At 44.1% G+C, this 16,216-nt stretch carries 15 protein-coding genes; 2 read left to right on the top strand and 13 right to left on the bottom strand.

The window, feature by feature from the left end; translation table 11 throughout:
• Positions 1-39: 39 nt before the first annotated feature.
• The 5 genes from NYE58_RS02095 to NYE58_RS02075 all read right to left on the bottom strand — a co-directional run bounded on the left by NYE58_RS02095 (position 40) and on the right by NYE58_RS02075 (position 6,170).
• Complete coding sequence (locus NYE58_RS02095; protein WP_339246063.1) at positions 40-1,017, bottom strand: phosphotransferase; 978 nt, start codon at positions 1,015-1,017, stop codon at positions 40-42.
• Between the two features lie 102 nt (positions 1,018-1,119).
• Positions 1,120-3,510: an ABC transporter permease gene (locus tag NYE58_RS02090; protein ID WP_341000980.1), complete on the bottom strand. Its 2,391-nt coding sequence runs from the start codon at positions 3,508-3,510 to the stop codon at positions 1,120-1,122.
• A gap of 265 nt (positions 3,511-3,775) precedes the next feature.
• A complete protein-coding gene (locus tag NYE58_RS02085; protein ID WP_312149643.1) occupies positions 3,776-5,350 on the bottom strand; it encodes a sigma-70 family RNA polymerase sigma factor in 1,575 nt (524 codons plus the stop codon).
• Positions 5,351-5,434: 84 nt separating this feature from the next.
• Entirely contained in the window at positions 5,435-5,764 is a 330-nt protein-coding gene (locus NYE58_RS02080) for a carboxymuconolactone decarboxylase family protein (RefSeq protein ID WP_076124622.1), read from the bottom strand.
• 1 nt (position 5,765) lies between these two features.
• Positions 5,766-6,170, bottom strand: coding sequence for a tautomerase family protein (locus NYE58_RS02075; RefSeq protein WP_076218989.1), 405 nt, complete (start codon positions 6,168-6,170; stop codon positions 5,766-5,768).
• Positions 6,171-6,279: 109 nt separating this feature from the next.
• Between NYE58_RS02075 and NYE58_RS02070 the strand changes: the two genes are divergently transcribed.
• Positions 6,280-7,185, top strand: coding sequence for a LysR family transcriptional regulator (locus NYE58_RS02070; protein ID WP_341000978.1), 906 nt, complete (start codon positions 6,280-6,282; stop codon positions 7,183-7,185).
• A 61-nt stretch (positions 7,186-7,246) separates the two neighbouring features.
• Positions 7,247-7,765, top strand: a complete 519-nt coding sequence (gene infC / locus NYE58_RS02065) for a translation initiation factor IF-3 (protein WP_076185653.1) — start codon at positions 7,247-7,249, stop codon at positions 7,763-7,765.
• A gap of 521 nt (positions 7,766-8,286) precedes the next feature.
• Here infC and NYE58_RS02060 read toward each other — a convergent pair.
• The 8 genes from NYE58_RS02060 to NYE58_RS02025 form a co-directional block, all read right to left on the bottom strand.
• A complete protein-coding gene (locus NYE58_RS02060) occupies positions 8,287-8,988 on the bottom strand; it encodes a histidine phosphatase family protein (protein ID WP_076220222.1) in 702 nt (233 codons plus the stop codon).
• Between the two features lie 18 nt (positions 8,989-9,006).
• Positions 9,007-9,609, bottom strand: coding sequence for a response regulator transcription factor (locus NYE58_RS02055; RefSeq protein ID WP_036682756.1), 603 nt, complete (start codon positions 9,607-9,609; stop codon positions 9,007-9,009).
• Entirely contained in the window at positions 9,606-10,760 is a 1,155-nt protein-coding gene (locus NYE58_RS02050) for a sensor histidine kinase (RefSeq protein WP_076124630.1), read from the bottom strand. The genes NYE58_RS02055 and NYE58_RS02050 overlap by 4 nt, the downstream gene beginning before the upstream one ends.
• 4 nt (positions 10,761-10,764) lie before the next feature.
• Complete coding sequence (locus NYE58_RS02045; protein WP_036682760.1) at positions 10,765-11,499, bottom strand: ABC transporter permease; 735 nt, start codon at positions 11,497-11,499, stop codon at positions 10,765-10,767.
• Between the two features lie 2 nt (positions 11,500-11,501).
• Positions 11,502-12,410 (bottom strand): ABC transporter ATP-binding protein, encoded by a 909-nt coding sequence (locus tag NYE58_RS02040; protein ID WP_341000976.1) that lies wholly within the window; start codon positions 12,408-12,410, stop codon positions 11,502-11,504.
• A 195-nt stretch (positions 12,411-12,605) separates the two neighbouring features.
• Entirely contained in the window at positions 12,606-13,358 is a 753-nt protein-coding gene (gene nfsA, locus NYE58_RS02035; protein ID WP_076220221.1) for an oxygen-insensitive NADPH nitroreductase, read from the bottom strand.
• Positions 13,359-13,389: 31 nt separating this feature from the next.
• Positions 13,390-15,852, bottom strand: coding sequence for a heavy metal translocating P-type ATPase (locus tag NYE58_RS02030; protein ID WP_076192712.1), 2,463 nt, complete (start codon positions 15,850-15,852; stop codon positions 13,390-13,392).
• A 113-nt stretch (positions 15,853-15,965) separates the two neighbouring features.
• A complete protein-coding gene (locus NYE58_RS02025; RefSeq protein WP_076124634.1) occupies positions 15,966-16,166 on the bottom strand; it encodes a copper ion binding protein in 201 nt (66 codons plus the stop codon).
• Positions 16,167-16,216: the final 50 nt, after the last annotated feature.

Raw genomic sequence — 16,216 nt, 5'->3', positions numbered from 1 at the left:
CACCCCTAAATATGGAGTGGCTTCTTGTTTGGGTATTGTCTATTGGATAGAATGAACTTCACACCAATTACGTAGGAATTGCAGATTAGTATTGAAGTAATGATCGTTTTGCCACCCACAACTCCAAACCTGTGCGTTCCCTGTGTGCAGACCCATCAACCATATCTCCCGGATAGCAACAAATATAGGGATTGCCTTTAAATCGTTCTCAGATAATACTTTATGCTTTTGGTATGAATCCAGGAAAACAGTCCATTGTTCATTGTCAAAATGCTCTCGTTCTTTCCCTCTAACCCTTGACCACAAAAACACGGAAACATCATAGGCCCTCCAGCCAAAACCTCCGCAATCAAAGTCGAAATGAGTCAGGGTATCCTCGTAGAAATGTACGTTCGCTCCATGAAGATCACCATGACATGCCCCCCAATCCAGCTCTGATGAGATTTCAGCTATGCTATTTGCCAATACTTCCGACAAAGATTCTAGATAATCGATATCCTCTTGCCTGTGGGATAAAGGCTTGCGAATCGATTGAAGCGGTTCTTTAAGCAGATGATCCAGATTAAGCGTAAATCTTTGCTGCCCACATTCGAAATCATCCATAGCCAGATGCATCTTAGCCACTTGTTCACCGTATAATTCACAGCTAGCTTTTCCATCGGAATAATTGCCTTTTGCAAAAGTAAACAGAACTGCGTAACGTGTTCCTTCAGGAGCCTCCAGCTCAATTAGGTAACCACCCTCCCTGCTGATTACCGGAGCCGATACCGGGATATTCTTCTTATTTAAGTGATTCAATAACTCCAGTTCAAAATCAATCTCATGTTTATTTCGCCAATGAGCTTTATAGATCCTAAGAATGTATTTATCAATAGAGGTCTTTAGTAAATAGGTATCATTAAGTCCGTTCTCATAAAAACCACACTCCAGAACATCCCCGATTTCATAAAGATCATTAATTACGGGTACTATGGCATGGGAAGAAATTACGGAATGATACACCGGTAGTTTCAGCATATAAATCACCCTTCAACGTTAATTGCTACTCACTATTTATTTTCACGTTTGGCCCGTATAAAGGCGAGGGATTTATTAAATATAGCTAAACTTTCCGCATCGTTAATTTAATTGCTCTATAATGCTCTGCTTCGATATTGATCGTCTAACAAACTGAACCATACCAGTCTGGACAAGTAAAATAACCAAGAAATACAGGAAAATAGCACTCCAAGGGAATTGGTATTGAATGTAGGAAAGCCCCCCCATATTCCCTGCACTCTTACTTATCATGTATCCCATTAGATTGCCCGTAAAAAGAGCCATCGTAAAGCTTCCAACCACTAAAAATCCTGTTTCATAGGTTAACATAGCCATTAATTGTTTTCGGCTCATTCCTATGGCTTGCATAAGGCCTAGCTCCCCTTTTCTTGCAGAAATAGTGGTGATTATGGTGTTCAAGAGATTGATCATACTGAATACTGCTATAAAAACCATAAAACTATACACTGAAATAGTGATAGTTCTAAAAGCAATTCTATTGGATTCCACAACTTCGGAAAAAGACAATAATTTGAGTGTATCCTCATTGAGAATCACACCCTCTAACTCACTCTTTATTGACTCTTCATTCGATTTATCCATAGTAATAACTTCGTAGCTCTTATTGCTATTAAAAGGGGCTACAGTTTGCATTACTTTGGGTGGAAGATAAAATGAAGTTCCTGAATTCTTATCCGTAATATCTCCAATGATCTCAAAATCATGTTTAACCTTCTCCTGATCATTAGCAATTATGAATGAAATATGATCACCGACAGCGTAATGAGCCCCGTAATAATCTAAGTCACTACTGGCGCTGTTAAGGAGAATGTAGGATGCATCCGACGAATCAACATCCGGGATCTTCCCCTCAGCCAAATGACTACTCCATCTTTCGTTGTTTAACGTAGGGATATTCTCAATACTGACTATCGCGGCCCCGTCATCCGTTTTTATTCCTTCGATAGCAGCTTCAATATACTGATGTTCGATTACGTCCTCAACTTCATTTATAGCTAAGATTTTATTTTTTAAAGAAGTAGATAGTTGCCCTTCCGTCTGAAGATCACTTAATGAGGTTGTTTCAGAATACAACTCATTATTAATTTGAATATCAAACCGACCATGATTCGGAAAATATTTCTCTGCTTTTGAGATTGGATCGACCGAGTTTAACAATGTCCCCAAGGAAACAAATAGCGTTCCGCTTAAAAAAAGAGACAGCAAAGTTAACACCGTCTTTTTCCTGCTTCTTGATAAGTTCAATGCAGCTAAAGAAAATGGTGTGAGTCTTTTCGAGTTTCTTTTCTCCTTTTTTGTATTAACATCGGCATCTACATGTCTAATCGCCGTTATAGGAGAGATTCTTGATGCGAATTTAGATGGTGCGTTTAATGAAGCTCTAACTGTTACTTTGGTGAGCAAACCTGCTAAAAATGCAAGTAAAAAACTTGGAACTGCATTCCAGTGAAAGCCACTTAAAATCCAGCTCATTAAACATCCAAAAATAACTCCAATAGGGATATATTTTCTTGAAAGATTTTTCCCTTCATATAGAACTAGCTGTTTTATCTGCCTTTTTGTTGCACCGATTGCTCTAAGTTGTCCGTATTGTTTAATTCGCTTAGTAATTGAAATATAAAAGATATTGTAGATGACAAGCCAACAAGCCAGTGCGATAATCAGCATGATAGACAAGATGGATATCACAGTGCTTCCTGACAGATTATTACTGTCCACATTCACATTATTGATCTGAACATTTCTCTCAGAGATACCCATTCGCTGCCCTATTTCTTTGATTTTTGACTTCAGTTCCTCGTTGGAATAACTGCTGCTGTTGTTGATGCTAATTGCCGCGGAGTAATCCTCTTTGGAAAGAAACGGATCTGCCTCAACGAACGCGCTTGATACCAGAGCATTGTAGCCGATTCGATTCTCGTTACCTGATGCGGTTGTTTGCAGAATTCCAGAAATCACAAATTGGCTGGTTTGAAATTCTTTGCTGGCATTGTTTCTAAATTGCAAAGAAATAGAATCGCCAAGCCCCAGGCTTCGATCATCAGATAACTGAAAGTCTTTTTCTATTGCAATTTCATTTTCTTTTGTAGGGAACTTCCCCAGAACGATATTGGCATTTGATAAATCCATCATGGCTTGATCCGTGTAGAGAATGGACAATAAGCGTTCTTCTTTTTTCTCTCTGCCTATTTCCTTATAGAGTCCGATTTTATTAATTCCCTCTATTTCTTTCAATCGTGAGATTTCATTGTTATTGAGATTATAGAATAAAGCCTGGAAATTCGACTCATGTTGTAGGTTAGTAAAAGAATTATAACCAAAGGTCATTACAACAGTTAATAAAAACGCAGCTAAAGCTATCACACTGCCTACAAAGTAATTTTTGGTTTTTTCCGCTTTTAAATTTGCTTTTGCAATTCTTATCATTGCTGTTTTATTCTGTATGGACATTGATACATCATCCTCCTATCGTATAACGAATATTCCTCCCTTTGCATCATCAAGTGAATACTTTCACTATTTATTCTATAGATAATATTCTCCAACAAAGATCAATCACCCTTTAAATAGATGATATATACTATATTTACTATTCATATAATATATGGATACAACAAAAAAGACTTCCCCCTCTGGAGCGTTTGAGTATCTCCAAGTTAGCGGAAGTCTTTTTATGCTCAATATGCCTTGGGTAGCAAACATTTAGATTAATAAATTACGCCTCGGCACTTCTCTCCTGAAGCGCACCGACCAACGGATTCCACCGCCAGCGCGGAGTCAATCCTTGCAGATGTACACCTCCAAACCACTCATCGCTGCCATTCTTCTGCACCCAGTCTTCGTTTCCAGCTATTACACTCTTACCTAGCTCTGTTAATACAAGCTCACAGTCTTTAAATTGCATTACTGAATCGTTATAAACAGGGAACTCATTGCATCCATGGGTTTGTAGCAAAGGGTACGTGCCTTGTACCATCTTTCTTAGGATATGCCAATATTGCAGGTCGCCCATTCCTAAGATGTTAAGCTTATCACCCACATTTTTGAACAGCTCATAGGGTGATTTTATTCCCTCACGGATCATCTCCAGCGTGATTTGTTCTACGATGCCAAGTCCGTTTGTAGTAGAAGGAAAGCGCGATAAATGCGCCCGGAAGGCGTCATGTGCAAAGGGTAAAGCCGATGTATCTGTAGTTAATCGTTGTTGCAGCAATTCTGGATTCGGTGATACATAGGCTTCCCAGAGTGCTTGACCTGCTTCTAATTCTTTGGCTCCGATTAGCTTCCATGTGCCTGATAATGTTTCCATCTGCTCTATAGAAAGTTGTCCAAGTCCTCGAAATAACTTTATTCCCGGATACTCTCCAATGCATAGTAAGCTTAGCTTGGTGGTTAACATTTTCTGCTTCGAGAACCAATGGAGTAAATAACTGAGCATCGTCTGATCGAAAAGGTCATGCTCGAACCATAACACCACTTCTTCATATTTATGGAAATCAGCTAAAATCTTCTCTTGCCTCTCACTATTGGCGATAAATTCCCTCTGCGGAATCCCCATCGTTTGTTCCAAATATTGCGCTCGAACAGCGCGGTTATCTCCATCGGCAGGATCCAAAAATACCGGCCCATGCGAATATACCTCTCTCCACACTAGTACATCACCTTTCACGATTCCTTGCCGCAGCTTCTCTCCCACTACATCTCCATTTACAATGTGAAGCACAGCTTTTCCCCCTTCGTACAAATGGTTGAATACGGAAAGAACATCTGCCACAGGCAATGCACCTTTCAGCTTGCGGCGGGCATCAAAAAGTCGCTTCTTCAACACCGAAACCGAAGTCCCCAGAAAGTCAGCAATCTCTTGTAGTGAGTAGCCTTGAAAATAATATAATTGAACGGCAATCCGCATATTGGAAGTTAATGCAGCTATAGACTCGTGAACCAGCCGCTGGGTTTCCTTTTTTTCAATAATATCTGCTATAGAAAATGAAGATTCTGTCGCTTGCGCAGCTTCCTCGTAGGGTAATGCAGGATGCTGCTTTCTTCGCAAGATGCGATAACATTGCCGCACCACAATAGCTTTAAACCAGCCCGGGAATGCCTCTACTGCTCGTAATTTATTCAAATGCAAAAAGGCTTCTGTGAAAGCTTCCTGCACAGCATCTTCCGCTAATTGATAGTCACGCAGCTTTTCGAACGCAACTGCATTGGCCATCGGTGTAAAGTGCTTAACAATCTGTTCAAAAGCTTGTCGGTCTCCTTGTTTAGCCTCTTCTATATACTGAAGCATCTGTCCTCCGCTCCCTTCTTCCGTATTATATACAAGTGCCAATGAAGTTTCTAAAGGTTACGGATGGGATTGAAAAGTCAGACGTTATTTATTTTTTCCTATTACATCCTTTGCAACCTCTAGAGCTGAAGAGGCTCGCGGCCAACCTACATAAAAAGAAAGGTGGGTGATGGCCTCCACGATTTCTTCAAGTTGTAAGCCGTTCTCTAAAGCCAAGTGCAGATGATAGGGGAGTTGTTCCGTCATGCCCCCCATCACCAAAGCAGAAATCGTAATCATGCTACGATCCCGAAGTGATAATTGCTCACGTCTCCATAAGTCCCCAAATAACACATTTTCCGAGTAGTCGACGAATGCCGGAGCGAACTCCCCTAACGATTCCCGTACATTTGTGACGATTTTCTGATGCGCCATATTACACCTCCCTAACCGGAGGTTGTAGCATTTGAGCAACACCGTTACCAAACGACCAATCTTCGAATTCCGTATCGACGAGCACAATGAATATATCTTCTTTTCTGATGTTTAGCGTCATCGATAATTCCTCGGCTAGCCTCGCGTAAAAGCTTTTCTTCTGTTCCGTTGATCTTCCGGATTTTAGCGTAACTTGGATATATATCAGTCCGTCGCTTCGTTCAATATTTAAATAATCTTTACTATAAAAAAGTTCCCCCGCTTTATGCGCATGAAAAACCTGAAACAGATCATCCTCCGGTACATGGAAATGCTGAATTAACGCGCTCATAATCGCTCTGCATATTCCTTCTAGCTGATGAATGTCGTATTGTTGCTCCAGATAACTGACTCTAATGAATGGCATTTTAATTCACTCCTTCTTTGAATTCTTTTATTGTACTCTCAGTATTTTGATTTATATAATTGAATAAGATAATAATCTTAATCAATTATACCGATAGGGGTGACAATCGATGGATCTAAAAGAACTGATGGCTTTTAAGACCATTCTTCAAGAAGGCACTTTCTCACGCGCTGCCGAGAAGTTGAATTATGCGCAGTCTACCATTACCAACCAAATTCAACGACTTGAAAAAGAACTGGGCATACAACTCTTTCACAGAGGCTGGGAAGTAGAACTGACAAGTGCCGGGCAAGTTTTTGCAGCGGAAATCGATAACCTTATTCAACATTGGAACTATGTAACAGAACTCACCAAAGCTTTACAGCATGACGAAATTGGCACACTTCATATCGGAGGCATTGAATCCATGATGGAATCCGTCCTACCGAACGCCTTGCGAAAGTTTCAGGAGCAAAAACCAAAGATGGCATGTAACTTCATTCAGGGTAACACTGATTCCCTCTCACAACTTGTTCTACAAAGAGAACTGGATTTCGCCATCTGCGGTGAGCCGTCCGACCTGTCTTTCTTTTATTTCGAACCGCTTTATCACGAGAAAATCGCTTTTATAGTAGATGAAAATCATCCTTTAAACGGACGAGACGATATTTCATTTCGAGAAATTCTTGAATATCCAATTATAGCTGGAGGACGCACTTGCTTATATTACCTTCGGTTAGCTAAGCAATTTTCGAGATTCGAATCAAAGCCCACTTTATCCACCATAAGCCAAATTTCTGCTATTCCTCATTTTGTAAGAAAGAACCTTGGGGTGGGGGTAGTGCTTGATTCGACAGCTTTAATGACAGATATCGTAAAAATAGATGTTGAACTAAGCGAGCCGTTCATTCAAGTGGGTATATTGCAGCGGCGCAACCGAGAATATCTAGCAACATCATCTAAAGAACTAATCCTACAAATCATAAAAGAAGAAATTGAGAGGATTAGTAATGCTAATCCTACGCTCCACATTTGAACCTCAAGCTAGTTCCATATATGATAGCTTTATCATCGTTATCAGGGGAGGATTCATAGAAGTGGCAGTATTAATCAATGAACAAATCAGAGCATCCGAAGTAGTTCTTACAGGACTTAGGGGTGAGAAGCTGGGGATCGTCTCACGGGAAGAGGCGCTGGCCATGGCCAGATCAGCGGGAGCTGATCTGGTATGCACCTCGCTAATGAGCAGCCCACCGCCCTGCAGCCTAACTGCAAAGGGCAAAGCAAAAGCGGCCGCGCAGAAAGAAGCAGCCTCAGCACGCAAGGCCAGTGGTGGCTCAGCTGCAAAGGGCGGCAGCAAGGAGAAGGTCAAAGAGCTCCGCTTCACTGCTCATATTGAAGAGCATGACTACGATACGAAGCTCCGTCAGGCCGAGAAGCATCTACGCTCCGGCAAGCCGGTGCAATTAGTTGTCAAAGCATCCGGTGCGAAGGAAGCTGCTGCCGCAAAGACGGTACTAGAACGCCTCGTAGCTGACCTCAAGGAAGTCGGAGTCAAAGATACCGGCATCCAGACAGGCGGCAAAGGTTCACAGGTGAAATTAAATCCACGGTGAAGAGTGGAATTTCAGATAATTTAGGCTCAAAACCAAAATCAGTAGACCATTTCATGAAAAAGCTGCTGCTATCAGCAAATGTAGCTTAATTGCGAGCAGAATTCAGAATTGCGTTTGGACACCACAGCCCTTATTCGTAACTATTTCGCTGTTCTGGGATGCTAACGGACTTCAGAGACTTTATATCACTAAAATAGCACGATATTCCCTCCATTTATGGAAAATAAGATCTCTCGAGTCCGCAACTTCCTCCAAAAGGCTTAAAATGTACAAATAGCTGCATCTAAGTCCGTTAGCACAATAGCAAGTGGAAATCAGGAACTGGGCAAGGGGCATGATTCTTATATGCAAGCAAAAGCGCCTTCGGTGCCCCTAAAGGACGGTAAGCGTTTATGCGAGAAATAGAAGGATAATGTCTCGTGCCAAACTTATACTTTCTTGTATTATTAAAAAAGGCCATCCTCTACAGGATGGCTTTTCACTTCATAGACAATGTCCTTGCTCGCTCTTAATCAGTCACCTTAAACATGATTACCCATTAATCCCCTTGGGCGATAGTTCATACCCCCAGCATAGAGGTGGGAGACATCTCCCAATCCAATACATCTGGGAACTGCATAGTGCTCGCTGCGCTCTTCAAACAAGATCGTCGTTACCGAGCTTGGAGCAAGCCAAAATACGGACCAAGCCAAGGCTAAAGGAATCTGCAATAAATGGGCTAGCCATGCAAGGCCAAAGCCACCGTGACACACAACTCCAATCTTCTTGGTAGAAGGCTCGAGGATACGATATAGGCCATCTTCTCTTTTATAGTGGTGGCTAAGCAAGAATTGATCTGAAGCCGCTTGTAGTTCGCTAAACCGCAATCTGTATTCCTCTTGTTTTAACCAATGATCTGTTTGATCAGACCATTCTCTTTTTCCACTCGATAGTTCACTAATATGTTCTCCGGGACTATCCCATATAGGCGCCATTTGTCCATCCAACATAACCCCTGTCCAATCCAATTCACAAGTCCAAGGTTCTGTCTGAATTACAAGTTCCGTCTCTTTGGCCACATAACTTGCTGTTGTCTGTGCTCTACCCAATGGTGAAGCATATAATTCATCCAGTCCGATAGATGCCATGCGTTTTCCCAATGCCGCTGCTTCCTGATGCCCGAATTCCGTTAGATCATCTATGGAATAGTCCGGATCACCATGACGAATCAGAAATATTTGCATAACAATGCCCTCCTCCCCTCAAATCCAGCCTTTTTCTTCCGCCAGCCGTACCGCCTCAATCCGGCTTTTCACTTCCAGCTTATTGAGAATTTCAGAGATGTAATTGCGGACAGTGCCATAAGACAGATGCAGCGAAAAGGCTATCTCGCTCGCGGTTTGCCCTTCTCCAGCCAGTTTTAAAATCTCGCGCTCCCGTGCTGTTAATGGATTCTCCTCCCGCAGACTGCCGAAGACTAACTCAGGAGATACCTCCCGATGTCCAGCCATGACACGACGAATAGATTCAGCTAGCTTATCTACAGGCTCGTCCTTCAACAAATACCCTTGAATACCAGCCTTTACTCCACGCTCAAAATACCCTGGACGGGCAAAGGTGGTCAAAATAATAATTCGGGTCGGACAACCCTTACTCCGCAATATTTCTGCAACCTCCAGCCCGCTCTTGAACGGCATTTCAATGTCCATGAGACAGACATCCGGCTGAAGCTTGTCGATTAAAGCTAACGCCTCCGCCCCATCACAAGCTTCTCCGACTACTTCGATATCGTCTTCAAGATCCAGCAAAGAAGCCATCGCTCCCCGAAGCAGACGTTGGTCCTCCGCTATAACAATGCTTATCATGCAGTCTCACCCCCTTGTGCATCTTTTACGATTAGCGGGATGGTAACGATCAGCGTAGCTCCCTGACCCTCAGCTGAGCTTAGCGACAGGGAGCCATCAATCAGGGATAGACGCTCTGCCATTCCCTTCATGCCATTTCCATCGCTAAGCCCACCATTCCCTCTCTCCCCATGCTGTAGACCAATGCCGTTATCCTTAACGGTAATTCGCACTTCTCCAGCCAGCTTTGCCACTCCTATGAAGCATTTGTCCGCTCTACTATGCTTTACGATATTAGTCACTGCTTCTTTGATACAGAGGCTGAGGATATTTTGCGTCAGGTCGGATACCCCCTCCAGAGAGATATCCCCTTCCACTTCTAAGGCGATCTCTGCCGTCCGCAGCATCTCTCCAGCTTCAGCCAGTTCCTCTGCCACTGAGACCGCACGCATTTCCGACACTAGCTCACGCACTTGACGGAGCGCAGCCCGTGAAGTGCGCTGAATTTCCCGCGCCTCCTCTTGGGCTCGCTCCGTATTTTTCGTCACCAGCTTCTCTACGAGTTGGCTCTTTAACGTAATCAAGGACAAGGTATGGCCAAGAGTATCATGCAGGTCACGGGCGATTCGCATTCGTTCCTCACGCTTCACCAGCTCTTTAATCACCTCATTGGCTTGATCCAGCTCTTTCTCCAGCTTCTGATTCCGATTCATGGACCTCACTCCGAACGGACTAATCAACATAATAATAATAAACGGAGCTAAAAACATCACGCTTCCCCACTCCATCTCACGACCCACTAAGACCAGCACCGAAAGGATCATGATCACAAAAGAAGCAAATGCAATTTTGAACCCTTTATTCTCCGTATAATATGCGATAAAATTTGCGGTGAAAAAGCCCATGTACAGATTATAGGGGGTATAGAACAAACTAAGCACCACGATGATTAACATTTGAATAAATAACCAAACATTAAACACTCCACCCCGCACCCAATACAGCTGGCGATAGCTGATGGCAAACACCGCTATCATAATCCCGCCCAGGATGAGCTTCATTCCAGTCTCCCCGCGCAAATTCAGGATGGGCAAAACCAGATAAACAGCCCATACAAAAGGGAAAAAACCCTGTTTTTGTGGAAATAACCGGAACTTCGCACGCTCAGCCATTCATTCACACCGCTTCCTGTTTTTTTCGAATATAGACCGATAGTAACATAAAAACTACCAAATATCCGAGTAAAATCAAGACATTACTCCATGTCGGAGCTGAGCCACGAACGATTTCCCAGGCTCCATTCCCATAGTTATAGGAAGGCAACCAATGACCAATCCGCTGCATTAATCGTGGCAGAATCTCAATCGGCATCCACATGCCCCCTGCTACAGCAAGAGCCATATAAATCACGTTGCTGACTCCACTGGCTGTATCCACCCGTTTCATAGCACCTACAAGCGTACCAATCGCTAAAAATGGTAGAGAACCGATCAGGATCCACAGCCCGCTAAGCACCCATTGACCTGCGGATAAAGAGACGCCATTGATTAAATAGCCTGCGATAAAAATACAAATGACCGAAAACAGATGCATCATCGTCTGTCCGAACATTTTTCCGAAAAAATAGATCGATCCCGGCAGCGGTGTAATCCGAATAAAGGTGGTCCAGCCTTGTGTTCGTTCTTGCACCAACCGGATGCCAAGTGTCATAATGGCTGAGCCCATTACACTGAAGGTCGCCATAGACATTAAATAATGAGCACGCCACGTTAGGTCATCGCTACCTGTATTGACCACCCGGGTGAAGATGAAATAGAACATGATGGGCATGAGCAAAGACCAGAACACATAATAGGGATTACGGATGATCCGCAGCATTTCCGCTTTACACTGTACAGTTATTAGTCTCATGGTTAGACAGCCTCCTCTTGGTTCATGGTCAATTGTTCAAAAGCCTCATCCAAACGTCCCTGATCAATTCGAACATCCTTCACGGGAAGTCCAGCCACAAAAATCGCTTTAAGCGCCTCATCTGTATCGTCTGTGGTCACATGAATGCGGCCATCTTTTTCATAACAATCCTCAATAGCAGCTAGGTCTAGCAGGTTTCTGCGCAATTGCGAGTAATCACCTACAGGCAGGAAGGACACGGAACGCTTCACAATCCGCGATTTAATCTCATCTGGACTTCCGTCCGCAACTAAGTGGCCTTTACTGAATAACAGAATACGATCCGCGATATCTTCTGCTTCCTGCAAATAATGGGTCGTGAACACAATCGTTTTTCCTTGCTCCGCAAGTCCACGAACCGTTTCCCAGAACCGCCGCCGGGAAGTAATATCAAGTCCGACTGTAGGTTCATCGAAAAAGATCAGCTCCGAATTACCCGCGAGGGCTAGCGCAAAGCCCAAACTACGCTTTTGACCGCCCGAGAGCTTCTCGGCGTATCTATTCAAATCGGCTGGCGCAAGTCCAGTAGTCTTAATTAGAAACTCCATATCCATAGGCTTTGGATAATAGCTGCGGATCAGATCAATGATCTCCCGCACCTTTAGCCGATCCATTACACTTACCTCCTGCAGCATCGCTCCAGTCTTTTCACGTACTGCTTTATCCTTCGGATGATGACCGAACAACTCCACTGTACCCTCGGTAGGCTCTATTAGCCCCAGCAGCATGCCTAATGCCGTTGTTTTACCCGCTCCGTTCGGTCCCAGAATAGCTGTAATCGAACCTTTAGCAATGTTAAAGCTGATATTATCTACGGCCTTTTTATCCTTATATATTTTGCTGACCCCGTGCATTTCTATAATATTATCCATAACGTAATCCCTCCGCTTCCGAATGCGTTTGATCTATTTCAATCATATGGAAAAAGAAGACATGACATTAGTATGGACTGTCATTTCTTTAAGATGACAACTGTCACCTTCCTGGCTTCGAATAAAAAAAAGAGGCTGCCCTATCAGTAGAATGAACTACTAATAAGGCAGCCTCTTTAGGTGAAGAGAGTTTAGTTATCTCCGGAGGAATCCTTTTTCCAGCAGGAACTCCTTCATATGCAGCCGTGCTGGCTGTGCCAATCGCTCCGCCATAATGGCCGACCAAGGGGTGTCTTTGGCGCCGTGGGTCCGCTCACGCATATAGTCTGAGGAGACTTTATCGTAAGTTTTGACCTGCTCCACAGTGGTTTCCGCATTGTAGCGATTACGATGCAGAACAGCCTCTAGTGGAAGCCGCGGACGCAGGCCCGAAGCTCCGTCAGGATAACCTACACACATCCCGAATAGCGGATAGACCAATTCAGGCAGTCCCAGCAATTCCGATACCTCCGCGATCCGGTTACGGATTCCACCGATATATACAATTCCAAGTCCTAGTGATTCCGCAGCCACTGCAGCATTCTGTGCAGCAAGCGCAACATCAACGGTAGCTACAATCAGGTTCTCAGCAGAATCTTCATAAGAAGTCTCTCCCTGCAAATGAGGTTTCGTCACCTCGCGCAGCCGATACAGATCAGCGCACCAGACCAAAAACACTGGGCATTGTTCTATATAAGCCTGATTGCCCGCTAGTCCCGCAAGCTCCGTCTTTAGTGCCGGGTCAGTAACTGCAATAACACTATAAGCCTGAACATTGCTTGAGGTTGAAGCCATCTGAGCTGCTCCAATAATAGCGCTAAGCTGATCTTCACTTACTGGCTTATCCTGAAACTTGCGGACAGATGCATGTTTCATTAACAGAGAAATTGTATCGTTATTTACTTGCACTGTGGCCACTCCCTAAATAGTGATAGTGATATTACAGCTTTACCCGCTGTAGCCGAAGTGCATTCAAGACAACAGACACGGAGCTAAATGCCATCGCAGCTCCTGCCAGCCATGGGGCTAGAAACCCAAGTGCAGCAATCGGTATTCCTATTGTATTGTAAGCAAGCGCCCAGAACAAATTTTGTTTAATATTTCTCATCGTTTTGCGGCTCATCATGATCGCATCAGGAATACTCTTCAGATCCCCGCGCATCAGCGTAATATCAGCTGCTTCCATAGCTATATCCGTTCCTGTCCCAATCGCCATACCCGTATCGGCAGTAGCCAGTGCCGGAGCATCGTTGATCCCATCCCCAACCATGGCAACCTTAGTCCCATTCTGTTGGAGCTTGCGAACCTCTTCGGCTTTGCCCTCTGGCAGAACCTCTGCTAACACTTTCTCGATCCCTGCCTGCTTCGCAATAGCCTCAGCTGTAATTTTATTGTCACCAGTGATCATTACGACTTCAATACCCATATCATGGAGCGCGGCTACAGCCGCTTTTGAGGTCGGTTTAATCGTATCAGCAACGGCCACAATCCCAGCGATTTCACTCTCTACCGCTACTAGCATAGCTGTCTTTCCCGACTCCTCCAGCTTCTTCATAATTGGAGTCCATTCTGTGATATCAAGCTGATGATCTTCCATCATCCGCCGCGTGCCTACCATAACCTGCTGATCGGAGACAACGGCCATAATTCCACGTCCGGGCACATTATCAAACTGCTCAGCAGTAGGCAAAGCCAAGCCTCTATCAGCAGCGCCAGCAACAATAGCTTCCGCAAGTGGATGCTCAGATAGCTTTTCAGCAGCTGCAGTTAAAGCTAACAAACGGTTTTCCGCGTTTTCTTTTCCATAAGCTGCAATTCCAGTAGTAGTCACAACATCGGTAAGCACGGGTTTACCATTCGTCACTGTACCTGTTTTATCTAGCACAACGGTCTGAATCCCTTGCGCTCCCTCTAAATGTTCCCCGCCCTTGAAGAGGATTCCAAGCTCTGCTGCCCGGCCCGATCCTGCCATAATGGAGGTTGGCGTTGCCAGACCTAGCGCACATGGACAAGCGATTACGAGCACTGCAATGGCTTTTTCGAGGGCATCAGCGAACTGGCCAGGGGCTGCCCAGAAATACCAGATCAGAAAAGTTATTACGGCAATACCCACAACAATCGGCACAAAAATCCCTGAGATTACATCGGCAATCCGCTGAATCGGAGCTTTGGAGCCTTGAGCTTCCTCCACTACTCGGATAATTTGAGCCAGCGCAGTGTCGCGACCCACTTTATTGGCTTTGATTCTCAAGATACCGTTCTTATTCATAGTGGCACCGATCACGGTATCCCCTGGTTTTTTCTCCACAGGAATACTTTCTCCGGTCAACATCGACTCATCCACAGAAGAAGACCCCTCGACAACTTCACCATCCACAGGTACCTTTGTTCCGGGCTTCACCAATACAATATCACCAGGAATAACTTCATCTGTCGGGATATTCATTTCTTGCCCATCCCGAATTACGAGGGCGGTTTTTGCCTGAAGACCCATTAAGCTTTTGATTGCGTCAGAGGAACGGCCTTTCGCCAGCGCCTCAAACCATTTACCGACAAGGATAAGTGTAATGAGTACAGCACTCGTCTCATAATACATTTCTACAGTATGATTCATTCCCTTCATGCTTAAGGAATCAATGGTCAGATAAAGACTGTAGAAATAAGCTGCCGACGTCCCTAATACGACCAACACATCCATATTGGCACTCCGGTTACGAAGGGCTTTATAAGCACCGACGTAGAACTGCCAACCGATGATAAATTGCACAGGGGTAGCCAGTACAAGCTGGAACCAAGGATTCATAAATATATCCGGTGTTGGAATCCAGCCGGTGAAGGAGAAATGACCAGCCATCGCCCATAACAATGGGAACGAAAGAATTGCAGAAATGATCCATTTCCACTTTTTATGTTGAATTTCTTTTCCACGACGATCCACATGATCCTTGCGGTCTTCTTTAAGAGAAGCTTTATATCCGATACTGCTTACCTTCTCCATGATCTCCCTTGGACTGATATTACCGGGTGTATATTCTACATGTGCTGTTTCCAGCGCTAAATTCACATTAACTGCTGCTATACCCGGTGTACGGCTCAACACTTTTTCAATCCGTGAGGAACACGCAGCACAGGTCATCCCCGATATATCAAAATCCGCAGATTCTTTAATAGTGTCATAACCAAGAGAACGGATTTTATCCTCAATTTGTGGCAACCCTGATACTGTCGGATCAAATCCAACTGTAGCCTGTTCCAAGGCTAGATTCACATTCGCACGAGATACGCCGTCCATCCGGGACAAACCCTTCTCAATTCGGGTTGCACAAGCGGAACAGGTCATGCCTGTAATCTGTACAGTTGCCTGCTGTTCGTTTGGTGAAGCTGTTGTTTTGGTTTTATCCATGATTTCCACGCCTCCACATACCCCTATAGGGTATGATAATTTCTAAAAGAAAAGGCATTGGAGCTTTGGGTAGCTTCCCCATATCACTCCAAGCCTTATTACTGTGCTTCAAATTAAACTACGTCATACCCTTGATCTACAATTGCTTCTTTAATCGCACCAAGGCTTACTTTGTTCTCATCATACTCGACGGAAACTTTCTTAGCAGCAAGATCAACTTTAGCTGTGGCTCCAAGATTGCCTACGGCTTTCTCTACGGAGTTAACACAGTGACCACAAGACATTCCTTCAACGTTTAATGTAGCGTTTGACATTAATATAACCTCCAATAAATGTTGTGAAGCTATGCTCTAGAAGCATTAGC

The organism is Paenibacillus sp. FSL L8-0708 (assembly GCF_038009325.1).
Taxonomy (GTDB): Bacteria; Bacillota; Bacilli; order Paenibacillales; family Paenibacillaceae; genus Paenibacillus_AQ; species Paenibacillus_AQ odorifer.
Note: the sequence above shows the minus strand (reverse complement) of the source record. Positions and strands in the feature narration are given on the sequence as shown.

Coding starts and splice junctions, on each gene's coding strand:
- NYE58_RS02080 (WP_076124622.1), bottom strand. CDS start 5,764: ATGGCGCATCAGAAAATCGTCACAAATGTACGGGAATCGTTAGGGGAG.
- NYE58_RS02030 (WP_076192712.1), bottom strand. CDS start 15,852: ATGGATAAAACCAAAACAACAGCTTCACCAAACGAACAGCAGGCAACT.
- NYE58_RS02055 (WP_036682756.1), bottom strand. CDS start 9,609: ATGATAAGCATTGTTATAGCGGAGGACCAACGTCTGCTTCGGGGAGCG.
- NYE58_RS02025 (WP_076124634.1), bottom strand. CDS start 16,166: ATGTCAAACGCTACATTAAACGTTGAAGGAATGTCTTGTGGTCACTGT.
- NYE58_RS02060 (WP_076220222.1), bottom strand. CDS start 8,988: ATGCAAATATTTCTGATTCGTCATGGTGATCCGGACTATTCCATAGAT.
- NYE58_RS02075 (WP_076218989.1), bottom strand. CDS start 6,170: ATGCCATTCATTAGAGTCAGTTATCTGGAGCAACAATACGACATTCAT.
- NYE58_RS02070 (WP_341000978.1), top strand. CDS start 6,280: ATGGATCTAAAAGAACTGATGGCTTTTAAGACCATTCTTCAAGAAGGC.
- NYE58_RS02050 (WP_076124630.1), bottom strand. CDS start 10,760: ATGGCTGAGCGTGCGAAGTTCCGGTTATTTCCACAAAAACAGGGTTTT.
- NYE58_RS02045 (WP_036682760.1), bottom strand. CDS start 11,499: ATGAGACTAATAACTGTACAGTGTAAAGCGGAAATGCTGCGGATCATC.
- NYE58_RS02040 (WP_341000976.1), bottom strand. CDS start 12,410: ATGGATAATATTATAGAAATGCACGGGGTCAGCAAAATATATAAGGAT.
- NYE58_RS02085 (WP_312149643.1), bottom strand. CDS start 5,350: ATGCTTCAGTATATAGAAGAGGCTAAACAAGGAGACCGACAAGCTTTT.
- NYE58_RS02095 (WP_339246063.1), bottom strand. CDS start 1,017: ATGCTGAAACTACCGGTGTATCATTCCGTAATTTCTTCCCATGCCATA.
- NYE58_RS02090 (WP_341000980.1), bottom strand. CDS start 3,510: ATGTCCATACAGAATAAAACAGCAATGATAAGAATTGCAAAAGCAAAT.